We start from the raw sequence: 12,011 nt of genomic DNA, 5'->3' as shown, positions 1-12,011 counted from the left end.
GGTCGCGCCGGTCGCGCCGGTCGCACCCTTCAAGCCAGCAGCACCGGTCGCGCCGGTGGCGCCCCGCGTACCCGCCGCGCCAGTGGCGCCGGTGGCACCGGTCGCGCCCTTGGCGCCGGACGGCGCCACCAGCGCCAGGCTCGCCGAGTTCTTGGACAGGTCTTCGCCGGTGGTCAGCGAGCCGAAGCGATCCGGATCACCCAGTGACGACACATACAGCTGGTAGCTCACGCCCGGCGTCATCTGGAACCCGCTCGGCAACCGCGCTTCCAGATGGTCGTCGCTGACCTGCAGCACCGACAGTGTCGTGCCATTGAGCTGGATTAGCGGCTCGATCGTCGACGACGGCGGCGTGAATTCCACACCGTCGATGTACAGCGTGGTCGATACGATGCTGGCGCTGTGAATGTGAAGATCAGCCGCCGCCGGCGAGGCATACCACGCGGCTACCAGCATCGACGTCGAACACAGCTTGCGTTGAAAGGTCATCAGGAAATCTCGGGGGCTAGGCGCGGTCGCCGGGCCGCGCGTGGGCTCGCGGCATCCCCCATGCTAAGCAGCCGGGTCGGCGAAGAACGGAGGAAGTTCGAAGGAATCACCGATCGCCGGGGCTTCGCTTCAACCCGCTCTGCACCAACGCAGAGCCCTAGACCCGGCGGGACCGTGCCTCAGACCGATCGCAACGCGTCCTGTGCGAACTGCAGGTTCGCCTCGACGCGAGGCCGTTCGGACGGCGGCAGCTGCGGGTCGGCCAGCAGCCGCTCGCAAACACGACGGGTGTCGTCGTAGTCGCCGGTCCAGTAGCTGCAAACGGCATATTCGTCGGCGGCGCGCCACAGGTAATCGGCGCGGTCGACGAACAGGATGTCGTCGGTCATCGGGGTGTTCATCGCACGCTCGGCAAAGAGGCGGCCGAGCGCATATTGCTGCTGCAGGCGCAGATAGCGAGCCAGCGCGCTCAGCGCTTCGGCGCGCTGCGGACGGCATTCGTAGGCTTGCAGGTAACGATGGATCACATCGGCCGCATCGTGACCCAGCGCTTCGGCGAGCCGGGCAGCGGAGTACAACGAGTACCAGACTTCCTCGATCCAGCCCCCCATCGCAGCACGGCGCTCGTAGGCCTGCAGCGCCTTGTCGGCTTGATCGCTGTCGCGGTAGCTCTGTGCCAGATAGAACACGTAGCGGACGTTGTCCGGCTCGTCGCGCAATGCGGCTTCGAGTACGTCGGCGTCACGGGCGTACTTGGTCGCGGTGTCGATCTGGCTGCGACCGCCGTCGGTATAGACCTGCACGGTCGGGCCCGGCAGCAGCGGACGCTCGACCGTATGACCACAGTCCGGATATTCGTGCAGCACGCCAACATACCGCCACGGCAGCCGCGATTGCAGCAGGCACACGCGGCCGTAGTTGATGCCGCCGAAGTGCACGTCGAGCGCGTAGGCCTCGGCCTGCAGCGGCGGACGGCGGTAATCGGCCGGCAACTGCAGCACCTCGTCGGCGTCGATCACGAACAGGTAGTCGGCACGGCCGCGTGCCAGCTCCAGCGCCTCGGTCCGGTTGTGGCCGAAGTTCTTCCAGGGCCGCTCAAACAGCTCGCCGGGCAGGTCGCGCAGATGCTGCCGTACGAGTTGCTGGGTGCCGTCGGTGGACCCGGTGTCGACGATCAGCCAGTGATCGATGAACGGGCGCACAGAATCCAGGCAGCGCTGAATGATGTGCGCTTCGTTCTTGACGATCATGCACAGGCAAACGGTCGACATAAGACATTCCAATCCAGGTTGAGGCGGTGCTACGCCGGGCGCGATACGCGCACGTCAGCGCCATTACTGTCGACCAGTCCGAGCCGGAAGTACGGAGGAAACTCCGAGGATCGTCGATTCAGGTACGCAACCGCGGCAACGCGAGACCCGGTCGACGCCGTCAACGGCGCATCGCGCTGATCAACGCACTGGCTTCACGTTGATCGGGCAAGTCCAAGCCCTCGGTAAAGCGTGCCAGCACCGGCTCGACCAAGGCCAGCGCCTCGTCGGTACGGCCCTGACGCTGACGCAGCCGCGCCAAGCTGGTGGCCGCACGCAGCTCCAGCGACAACGATTGGCGCGCTCGCGCCAGCGCCAGCGCTTCTTCGATCGACGCCGCTGCCGCTGCGATCGCACGCGGCTGCAACTTGAGTTTGAGCTCGCCGATGGTGCGCAGCGTCTCCGGCTCCCACGGCCGCTGACCGCGCTCGCGGATCAAGGCCAGCGCCTGCTCGGCCGTCTGCAGCGCCCGAGCCGGCTCGCCGAGCGCAGACCAGGCGCGCGCCACGTTGACCAGCCCCATCGGCACCTGAATCACCACGTCGTGGCGACGCATTTCGTCGAGCACGTCCTGCAGCGTCTGCAGGCCGGTCTTTGGATCGCCGGTACGCACCTGCGCGATGCCCAGCAGCACGCTGGCCCAGCGCTGGCATTCGCGATGGCCATAGCGGCGCGCCTGCTCCAGCAGGTCGGTGGTCAGCGCCTTGAGCTGCACATAGTCGCCGATCAATTCCAGCACCACGCCGCGCGAGGCGCAGATCGTCATGCTGCGCAGGTACGGGCTGGCACTGCGCTCGGCGATCTCGCAGGTCAGGTTCGCTGCGGCCAGCGCCTGCTCGGGGAAGCCCATGTACCAGCGCGTCAGCGCGTAGACCCCGAGCGCGCTCGTCTGCGCATCGGCACTGATGCCAGGCTGAAGCCGGTCGGTGGCCAGCGCGAGTCGATACCCGTCGGCCGCGTAGCGATCGGCCTTATCGTGCTGGCCGAGGCAGTTGAGGCTGTGCGCCGCCCAGCCCAGCCCCGCACATTGCAGGCTGACGTTGCCGGTCCTGCAGCCCAGCTCGCGCACGCGCTCGCAAAAGGCGATGGCGCGCTCGAACTCCAGATTGAAATGCCGCGACGTCCATTGAACGGTCACCGCCATAATCTGGATCGGATCGTCACCGACCAAGTCGATCAAGGCATCGATGCGGTCGCTGAACTCGTCGGTCGCACCCGCTCGATAGCCGCGTTCCATCCACAAGCCGTAACGGCCGATCACGCGCAGGCTCAGCTCGACGCGATGGCGATGCAGGTCCGGCGCCAGCGGTTCGAGCAAGGCCAGTCCTCGCGCGACCTGCTCTCGCACCTCGTGCGGGGCAACGCGAGCGAGCGCGTTCTGCGCCGTCTGCACGCGCCATTCGGCCGCTTTGGCGGCGATGCCGCCGGCGTCGTAGTGATAAGCCAAGTCCGTCGCGATATCGGCGGCGCGGCCGCTGTATGCCCGCTCAAGCCGCTCGGCGAGCCGTCGATGCACGCGCGCGCACCGCGACTGGCCCAGCCGCTGGCGCAGCACTTGGCCGTACAACGCATGCCGAAACTGGAACCGCCCGCTGACGGTGCCGTCGGGCCAGATCGCCAAGCCGTTCTCGCTGATGAACCGCCGACGCAGCGCCAGCGATTCCAGCGTTTCTTCGACGGTTTCGATGGCGACGCCGCTGCCGGCAGCGATCGCGGCGGCAGCGAAATCCTGGCCGGCGATGGCCGCGACTTCGAGCAGCAGCTGCTCGTTGACGGTCAGTTGCGACAGCTGCAGCTCGATCAGTTCGCGCAGCCGCGGCGGCACCGCATTGTCCAGCAGCGCCGTGCCGGCCGGCGCCGCCATTTGGCTTTGTAGATAGTCGGTCAGCTGCACCAGAAACAGCGGATGGCCGCTGCTGCGACGCAGGATTTCTTCGGTCTGTTCGGCCGTGACGCCGGCGAGGCGACGCTCGATCAGGCGCCGGCCATCGTCAGGCAGCAAGGGCTCGACGAACAGCGTTTGCGCGCGGCCCCGAGCGGTCAGGCCCAGCTGCAAGGCGCGCGTTGGGTGCTGGTTCAGAATGGTTTCCACCGGCCGGCACGAGCAGATCACCAGCAGCCGTGCCGCTTGATCGCGCTGCGCCAGCAGGCCCAGCAGCGCGACCGTGGAAGCGTCGCTCCAATGCAGATCCTCGATGATCAGTACCAGCGGATACTCGGCCGCGTAAGCCTCAAGTGCCTCGGCCAGTTCGCGTCGGAGTTGCTCGGGCGGCACGCCAGCGGTGAGCCGCTGCAGATGCTCAAGCTCGTCAGGTGGCAGCACGCGAGGCAACTGCCGCAGCCACGACGGCGCGCTGCGCCGCAATTGTTCGATCCATTGATCGCCGTCGGCGTTGCGGGCACCGCTTTCCAGCGCATCGAACATCGGTCGATACGCCTCGCTCTCACCCATCTCCTCCAGGCAATGGCCGCGCAGGATGCGCGTTGCCGGGGCATCGTTGCGCAACGACAGCTGCAGCGCGTCCAGCAGCATGGTCTTGCCCATGCCGGCTTCGCCGCACAGAAACACGAATTGCCGCTGCCCTTGGCTGGCCAGCTCATGGTGGTCGCGCAAGAACTGCAATTCCGCATCGCGACCGATCAGGCTCGACGATGCCGTCGGCGGCGCGGCCGCGCTGGGAATCACCAGACGAAAGCCGACGCGGTGCGCCGTCAGGATGTAGCGCGGGTTGCGCGGGTCGTCCTCGATCGCTTGCCGCAGCGCTTTGACCTGGTAGCTGAGCACATCGTCGACGACCACCGCGCCCGGCCAGACCGCATCGAGCAGGGCCGTGCGCGTTACCAGCTCGCCCGGCTGGCTGGCCAGCTTCCACAGCACTGCCAGCGCTTTGGGCTGCAGCTTGATCTCGCGATCGTCGCGCAGCAGCGGCCCATGCCGGCTGAGCAGGCGAAAAGGACCGAAGCGGATCGGATGGACGTCGCTCACTAGCGAGCAGCGATTTCTGGCTGGAACGAGCAAAGTCTAAACCGCGTAACGCATCGGCCGAAGCGGCGCTGCCGGCTCAGGCCGCAGTGCTGCGTTGATCGCCCTGGGCTAGGAAGGCGCTTGCAGCCGCGTGTTGCGGCCTGACCGTCGGGCAAGCCCGAGCTGTCGCCACTGCCTAGCGGCGCACGTTGCAGGCCGATTACATTGCCACCATGGACGAATTGAACCGCTCTCTGATCCAGCTTCGCGACGCGATGACGCGCGCCAGCCTGGCGCTGTCCGATCTTGCGTTTGCGCTCGAAGCACATGAGGTCGTCAACAGCGACGACGTGGTCTTCGATGTCGATGCGGTCGGTCGCGAACGCGCAGTCCAGTTGGCTGCCGACCATCTCAATCGCCTCGGTCGCTGACCGACCCCGCATCACCTCGGCGGCGCGAGCCCGGCGCAACGCCGTACCAGCGTTTGTAGGCTTGCGAGAAGCTCGACAGATCAGCAAAGCCGAGTTGGTCGGCGATCTCGGTCAGGCTGCGCCGCGGGTCGCGCAGCAGATCATCGGCACGGCTGCGGCGCTGCTGCGCCAGCAAGTCGCGGAAGCACTGACCGTCGGCCTGCAAACGGCGCTTGAGCGTGCGCGGGCTCAGGTTCAAGGCCCGCGCCATGCCGTCGAGATCCGGCAGGCGCACACCAGGCGTGGCCAGATACCGGCGAACCAGGCTGGCAGTGCTGGCCGTTTCACGACGACGCTCCAGCAACTGCGTGCACAGCTGATGGCACATCGCAGCCGTGACCGGATTGGCGCCGGGCAACGGACGACTCAGCAAGCGTCGATCGAACGCAAGATGGTGATGGTCGGCGCCGTAGCCGATTTCGACACCGAACAGCCGGCGTGACCCGGGCGGCGCGGGCCCGCGCAGCGCCGCACGCGTCAGCGCAAAGTCATCGCCGAGCAGTTCGCGCATCAGCATCGCGGCCGCGGCCAGATCGCGCTCGACCATGAATCGCTGTAGTTCCGGGTCCAGATCGGGCTCGTCGAAACGCAGCAACGCCCAGTCGCCCTCTTCGTGATAACCGAGACGGGTGAACGCATAGGTCAGCGGCACAAAACGCAGCGCCAGCCGCAAGGCATCGGCCGCCGTGGCGCTGCTGATCAGGCCGTAGCCCCACAAGCCGTACGTCGAAAACCGGTAGCGCAAGCCGACATCGATACCGAAGCGCGGCGGCGAGCGCACCAAACGCAGCAAATTGGCCGCGACCCGGAGTTCCTGCCCGGCGGCGAGTTCGACATTCGGATCGTCGAGCTGAGCCGCTGCGACGCCGCTGCCGCGCAGCAGCCGCTCGGCCGGCACACCGTGCTCGAGACCGACTTCGACCAGCAGCCGAACGCTGGCGGGGCTGCGCCGGAAATCCCAGTAGCTCATCGATTGCTGCGCATATTCGGGCCGTCGAGTGGCCCCGATAATAAAGCAATCGACCTGATGCGCCATGGTCGGCAACGTGTTCAGGGCTCAGCATCAGCGCCCATAGGATCCAGAGTGTCGGCGCTCGGCCGTTGCCGGGCGGCGACGCCATAACGAGGAGATTGTTCCGATGAACCGCCAACCCTGCGACGGCCCCGCCCGCTCGCCCGCTCGCACCACCGCCGCTTACGAGGCCGCTCATGCGCCAGCCTGATGCCGCATCGACGGCCAGCGGCGCGCCGCTGAGCGCGCTCATCATCGGGGCCGGCTTTGCCGGGCTGGGCATGGCGGTGGCACTGCGCAAAGAGGGCATCGACGACTTCGTGATCGTTGAGAAAGCACACGACGTCGGTGGGGTCTGGCGCGACAATCGCTATCCCGGCGCCGCTTGCGACGTGCCCTCGCACTTGTATTCGTTTTCGTTCGAGCCCAACCCGGACTGGTCGCATGTGTTTGCCCGGCAACCGGAGATCGAGGCCTACCTGCGCCGTTGTGCCGATCGCTATGACCTGCGCCGCCACCTGCAGCTGCGCTGCGAAGTGACCGAGGCGCGCTTCGATGAAGCCCGCGAGCTGTGGCAGGTGACGCTCGCCGACGGCCGCGTGCTGCAGGCGCGGATGCTGATCAGCGGCGTGGGTCAGCTGAGCCGGCCGTCGATCCCGAAGCTGCCGGGCATGGAGCAGTTTCGCGGCCGCAGCTTCCATTCCGCGTACTGGGATGCCGACGAACCGCTGGCCGGAAAGAAAATCGCCGTTGTCGGCACCGGCGCCTCGGCGATCCAGTTCGTGCCGCCGTTGGCGCAGATCGCCGAGCGGCTGAGCGTGTTCCAACGCTCGCCCGCGTGGATCCTGCCGCGTCCCGACCGCGCCTACACCCGGCTGGAACGACGCTTGTTCCGGTCCGTGCCGGGCCTGATGCGCTTGCTGCGGCTGTGGATCTACCTGCGCTATGAATCGCGCGCGCTGGCGTTCACCCGGTTCAAGAGCCTGATGACGATCGCCGGCAAGATTCCGTTCTACCGGCTATTGCGGCGGCAAGTGTCCGATCCGGCGCTGCGCGCCAAGCTGACGCCGGATTACCCGATCGGCTGCAAGCGGCTGCTGCTGACCAACGAGTATCTGGCGACGATGGCGCGACCCAACGTCGATCTGGTGACCGACGGTATCCGCCGTGTCACCGAGACTGGCATTGAAACCCGCGACGGTCGCCATCACGAGGTCGATACGATCATCTACGGCACCGGCTTTGCAGCGACCGAGTTCCTGTCGCCGATGCGCATCGTCGGCCGCGGCGGCCGCGATCTGAACGAGGCCTGGCGTGGCGGCGCGATGGCCTATTTAGGTGTCGCGGTGCCCGGCTTCCCGAACTTCTTCATGCTGTACGGCCCCAACACCAATCTGGGCCATAACTCGATCGTCTACATGATCGAGAGCCAGATCCGGCATGTGATGCGCTGCCTGCGGACGATGCGCCGCCAAGGCGCGGCTTGCGTCGACGTCGATGCGCAGCGCTACGTGCGCTACAACGCGCAGATCCAGCAGCGGCTCAGCACCTCGGTCTGGAACGGCTGCACCAGCTGGTATGTCGACGCCAACGGCCACAACAGCACCAACTGGCCAGGCTTTACGCTGACCTATCGCTGGCTGACGCGATTCGGCGATCTGACCGCGTACCGCTTCTTCGACCGCGCGACCGCCGAAAGCCGCTAGTCGGGCACGTTGCGGGCGCCGACGATCGGCCAAAAAAAACGCCCCTCTTTCGAGGGGCGTTGATTACTACGGATAAGGCAAGAAGCTTACGGCGCGGTGCCGAGCAGGCTGCCGACGAACGTCAGAACGTCGTTGACGATGATGCCCAAGCCGCCGAGCAGGTCCTGCAGCGCCATCACCAGGCCGCTCTGCACGCCCTGATCCGGCGCGCCGATCAGCAGCACCTGCAGCGCGGTCGCCAGCTGACCGTCCTGAATCAGGCCGGTGACCAGATCACGCAGCGAGCCGTTGGAGGCCAGCAGGTCACCCAGCGTCGCGACGACTTCGTCGGTGACCTGCGTCGTCAGGAACGGGCTCAGCGCGCCGAGGGCACCGTCCGAGGTCAGCAGCAGATCGACCAGGCCGGTCTGGTTGCCGTCACCGGCAATCAAGCACAGCGTGCCCAGCGGCGCCTGGCAGCTGGCGTCCGTGCCGTCGAGCAACAGCGCCTGCACCAGGCCGGCAACGCCCTGCTCACCGAGCAGCGCCGTCAGGCCGACGCCCTGCTCGTTCGGCAGCAGCAACAGCTGCAGCGTTTCGGCAACCGCGCCCATACCGTCGCCGTTCGGGCCGAGCAGCAGCAGTTCGAGGCCTTCCTGCAACTGTCCGCCCTGGATCAGGCCCGTGACGATACCGGCCAGCGTGCTGTCGTTTTCCAGCGTCTGCGTCAGCGCATTGGTCAGCGCCGTGACGTCGATGGCGCCAGCGATCGGGCCCAGCGGGCCGTCCGAAGCCAGCAGCACGTCAACCAGACCGCCCGGGTGGTCGCTGCCACCGAGCACGCACAGCGTGGCGCCGACCGGCACCTGGCAGTTGGTGATGTCGGTCGGGCTGCCGTTGCTGCCGCCGCCGTTGTTGTTGCCGTTGCCAAAGCCATCGCCGAGCGCGTCGGCGTCGACGCCATTGGCCGTGCAACCGACCGCCGACATCACCAGCGCGCCGAGCGCCAGCCACTTCTTCAGATTTGCATTGATACGCATTTTGGTACTCAGTTTTGTCGTGACCCGGTCAAGGGGTCGAATGGTTCTGTGGGTTCCGCGCTTAGTTCTGGATGCGCAGTTCGACGCGGCGGTTACGCTCGCGGCCTTCATCGGTGTCGTTGGTCGTCACCGGCTCGGCCTCGCCATAGCCATGCACCGTCAGCGGGTTGGTCACGCCCTTCTCGACGAAGTAGTCACGAACCGCAGTTGCACGACCTTCGGACAGCTGCTGGTTGTAGGTATCGCTACCCTTGCTGTCGGTATGGCCGGCGACTTCAACCTGCATTTCCGGATAACGCTTCAGCGTGTCGACCGCCTGATCCAGAATCGTCTCGGCATCCGGACGCAGACGCGTCTTGTCGAACTCGAAGGTCACGCCGTACAGCGCGATGACCTTGCCCAGCGTGCAGCCGTTGCCGTCGACACGGGTGTTGGCGGGGGTGTCCGGGCACTGATCGCGCTCATCCACGACGCCGTCACCATCGGTATCCATCAAGCCGGTCGGTACTTCGACGACCTTGGCTTGCGGCTCGACGGCACTGGCAACGGCAGCAGCGCTCTCGCCGAACAGCGGAATCTCGATACCCACTGCAACGCGGATGTCCTCGTAGCCGTCTTCGAAGTTGTCGTAGACGTAACGGGCTTCGGCACGCAGGCGCAGGTCACCGTAGTTGGTGAACGGGCCGGTGACAAAGCCGAGGCCGGCATTGGCGATGAAGTCGAACTTGTCTTCGTTCGGCGACACGTCGTTGTAGGCACCGCCGGCGCCGATCAACACGAACGGCGTGAAGCCGGTGCGGTCGCCAAAGTTGTAGACCAGATCGGTGGTCACACCGTGGCGGTAGAAATCGGTCAGGCCGCCGACGTCGGTTTCGAAGGTTTCGGTAAAGGCCTGGACTTCGATGCCCCAACGGTTGGCGAACTGCCAGCCGTAATAGACCGCGCCGCCGGTGCCCATCTCGAGGTCGGAATCAATGGTCAGTTCGCGCAGGCGGTAATCGCGCTTGCTGTCGGCGAACGTGTAGGTGCCCATGCCGCCGAGGTAGTGCTGCGTGCCGCGCGGGGCGGCCGTCGCATCGGCGGACGAGACGTCGGCGGTTGCCTCAGCAGACGAGACGTCGGCAGGTGCCGACGACATGTCGCTGGACGACGCGTCGGAGACGACGTCGGCTGCGGCATCGGAGACGACCTCGGGTTCACCTTCGGTCTGAGCGAGAGCCGGCGTGGCGATACCGGCTGCGAGTAAAGCGGCCACCGACAGGGGGCGTGCCAAAAGCTTCATGCGAAATCCCTTTTTTCTGGAGTTGTGTGCCGACCGATCAGCGATCGGGCGAGCAAGATTCGTAAACCAAGGCGGAACCGGATGCGCTTGTAGGAAAATTACCTAATTGCACTGAGTACCTTCCCTGGTCCTTAGCGAATGCTGACACAGCCCTCAGTCGAAGGTCAAAGCCCGTAGCGCCAATGTTCCGCAAGAGCCGCTTGGCCACAGAAAACCCGGCATTTCGCCGGGCTTTCGTGCAACTTCATGCAACGAGCGGCACGAAGTCGAGCTTGTCGCGGACCGCGCAGTCCGGGCAGGGCCAGCTGTCGGGCAGCTCGGACCAGCGCGTTCCGGCGGCATAGCCCTCACGCGGGCAGCCTTCAGCCTCCTTGTAGATGTAGCCGCAGTTGTTGCACTGATACCCCAACACCAGCGCCTGCGGCTTGGCCGGCGTGTAGGTCACGGCCGTGCTCGCAGCAGCCTCGGCAGCCGCCGGGCGGGCCACCGTCGACGGCGCACCCTCAAAGCTGGTGCCCTGCCAGCGGGCCAGCAGCTGATCGCGCTTGGGCGCGTACACGTTGGCGCGGGTCAGGTCACCCCGGTGGTGCTTGACGACCAGCGGGTCCATCCAGCGGAACCACAGCGGCGGGAAGTAGGCCAGCAGCAGCATCGAGGCGTAGCCCGAGGGCAGCTGAGGGCTGTCGTCGAAGTGGCGCAGCGCCTGGAAGCGGCGGGTCGGATTGGCGTGGTGGTCGGAGTGACGCTGCAGCTGGTACAGCACCAGATTCGTCACGATGTGGTTGCTGTTCCACGAGTGCTTGGGCTGGCAGCGCTCGTAGCGATCGCCCTGAATCTTCAACCGCAGCAACCCGTAGTGCTCGATGTAGTTGATGACCTCGAGCAGGCCGGCGCCGTAGATCGCCTGAGCAACCAGAAACACCAGTGCCCACGGCCCCAGCCACGCGGTCAGGCCGGCGAACAGCAGCACGGTCAGCGACCAGGCCTGCAGGTTTTCGTTCTTCGTCGTCCAGACCCCGTCGCCGGTGCGGGCCAGACGGTCCTTTTCGATATGCCAGGCCGAACGCACGCTGCCGATCACGGTACGCGGCAGGAACACCCAGAAGCTCTCACCCATCTTGGAGCTGGCCGGATCTTCCGGCGTAGCGACGTTCTTGTGATGACCCTTGTTGTGCTCGACGAAGAAGTGCCCGTAGGCGACCGGCGCCAGCGTCAGCTTGGCCAGCCAGCGCTCGAGGCCGTTGGTCTTGTGACCCAGTTCGTGCGCGGTGTTGATGCCGATGCCATTGACGATGCCAACGCCGATGATCAGGCCGACCAGCTCCCAGGTGGCGAGATCGCCGTTGACGGCCAGCCAGGCGCCGAAGATCGTCGCAAAGTACTGACTCGGCAGGTAGGCGTAGACGATCGCGCGGTAGTAACGATCCTGGTCGAGCCCAGCGACAGCCGATTCCGGCGGGTTGGTGGTGTCGGTGCCGATGATCCAGTCCAGCAACGGGACGATCAGATAGATCACCAGCGCGGGCGCCCAGAACGCCCAGCCCGCGTCGGCGAAATGGCCACCGAGCATGAACAGAACCACGAGTAGCGGGATGACCGGGCTCAGCAGCCACAGCCAGCGCTTGCCGTCCTGCCAGGTTTCGCTGTTGCCGCCGAGCGGCAGCGTCGATGTGCTCATGAAGGGTCCTCGCTGATTTAGTTTTAGTTCCGGCGGGTTACCGGATGACGACATCATCGGCGCCTGCAAGGCACCGGACT

8 protein-coding genes and 1 pseudogene are annotated in these 12,011 nt (G+C 66.0%); 2 read left to right on the top strand and 7 right to left on the bottom strand.

Features of this window, described 5'->3' with window-relative positions; translation table 11 throughout:
* The 3 genes from BUB09_RS17200 to BUB09_RS08645 all read right to left on the bottom strand — a co-directional run.
* Positions 1–489 (bottom strand): hypothetical protein (locus tag BUB09_RS17200; RefSeq protein ID WP_175550145.1); only part of this gene is annotated, 489 nt, incomplete at its 3' end.
* 179 nt (positions 490–668) lie between these two features.
* The gene (locus BUB09_RS08650; RefSeq protein WP_072896600.1) at positions 669–1,760 is read right to left on the bottom strand and encodes a glycosyltransferase; all 1,092 of its coding nucleotides are present in this window, start codon (positions 1,758–1,760) and stop codon (positions 669–671) included.
* A gap of 160 nt (positions 1,761–1,920) precedes the next feature.
* The gene (locus BUB09_RS08645; protein WP_072896598.1) at positions 1,921–4,785 is read right to left on the bottom strand and encodes an AAA family ATPase; all 2,865 of its coding nucleotides are present in this window, start codon (positions 4,783–4,785) and stop codon (positions 1,921–1,923) included.
* Positions 4,786–4,997: 212 nt separating this feature from the next.
* On the opposite strand from BUB09_RS08645, the gene BUB09_RS08640 reads away from it, so the two are divergent.
* Positions 4,998–5,195: a hypothetical protein gene (locus BUB09_RS08640; protein ID WP_139250201.1), complete on the top strand. Its 198-nt coding sequence runs from the start codon at positions 4,998–5,000 to the stop codon at positions 5,193–5,195.
* Here the strand turns inward: BUB09_RS08640 and BUB09_RS08635 are convergent.
* Positions 5,176–6,204: an AraC family transcriptional regulator gene (locus tag BUB09_RS08635; RefSeq protein ID WP_072896724.1), complete on the bottom strand. Its 1,029-nt coding sequence runs from the start codon at positions 6,202–6,204 to the stop codon at positions 5,176–5,178. The genes BUB09_RS08640 and BUB09_RS08635 overlap by 20 nt on opposite strands.
* 239 nt (positions 6,205–6,443) lie before the next feature.
* Between BUB09_RS08635 and BUB09_RS08630 the strand changes: the two are divergent.
* A pseudogene (locus BUB09_RS08630) lies at positions 6,444–7,922 on the top strand (flavin-containing monooxygenase); the annotation flags it as partial.
* 116 nt (positions 7,923–8,038) lie between these two features.
* On the opposite strand, the gene BUB09_RS08625 reads toward BUB09_RS08630, so the two are convergent.
* The 3 genes from BUB09_RS08625 to BUB09_RS17650 all read right to left on the bottom strand — a co-directional run bounded on the left by BUB09_RS08625 (position 8,039) and on the right by BUB09_RS17650 (position 11,931).
* On the bottom strand, positions 8,039–8,971 hold the full coding sequence (locus BUB09_RS08625; RefSeq protein ID WP_072896595.1) for a hypothetical protein: 933 nt from the start codon (positions 8,969–8,971) through the stop codon (positions 8,039–8,041).
* A gap of 61 nt (positions 8,972–9,032) precedes the next feature.
* On the bottom strand, positions 9,033–10,253 hold the full coding sequence (locus tag BUB09_RS08620; RefSeq protein ID WP_084083268.1) for an OmpA family protein: 1,221 nt from the start codon (positions 10,251–10,253) through the stop codon (positions 9,033–9,035).
* Between the two features lie 244 nt (positions 10,254–10,497).
* Positions 10,498–11,931, bottom strand: coding sequence for a fatty acid desaturase (locus tag BUB09_RS17650; protein WP_072896593.1), 1,434 nt, complete (start codon positions 11,929–11,931; stop codon positions 10,498–10,500).
* Positions 11,932–12,011: the final 80 nt, after the last annotated feature.

It is taken from the genome of Hydrocarboniphaga daqingensis (assembly GCF_900129825.1).
In the GTDB taxonomy this organism is placed as follows: domain Bacteria; phylum Pseudomonadota; class Gammaproteobacteria; order Nevskiales; family Nevskiaceae; genus Hydrocarboniphaga; species Hydrocarboniphaga daqingensis.
Note: the sequence above shows the minus strand (reverse complement) of the source record. Positions and strands in the feature narration are given on the sequence as shown.

What these genes read in the sequence shown, in the direction of transcription:
- BUB09_RS08650 (WP_072896600.1), bottom strand. Translation starts at nt 1,760, where the DNA reads ATGTCGACCGTTTGCCTGTGCATGATCGTCAAGAACGAAGCGCACATC.
- BUB09_RS08640 (WP_139250201.1), top strand. Translation starts at nt 4,998, where the DNA reads ATGGACGAATTGAACCGCTCTCTGATCCAGCTTCGCGACGCGATGACG.
- BUB09_RS08635 (WP_072896724.1), bottom strand. Translation starts at nt 6,204, where the DNA reads ATGAGCTACTGGGATTTCCGGCGCAGCCCCGCCAGCGTTCGGCTGCTG.
- BUB09_RS08625 (WP_072896595.1), bottom strand. Translation starts at nt 8,971, where the DNA reads ATGCGTATCAATGCAAATCTGAAGAAGTGGCTGGCGCTCGGCGCGCTG.
- BUB09_RS08620 (WP_084083268.1), bottom strand. Translation starts at nt 10,253, where the DNA reads ATGAAGCTTTTGGCACGCCCCCTGTCGGTGGCCGCTTTACTCGCAGCC.
- BUB09_RS17650 (WP_072896593.1), bottom strand. Translation starts at nt 11,931, where the DNA reads ATGAGCACATCGACGCTGCCGCTCGGCGGCAACAGCGAAACCTGGCAG.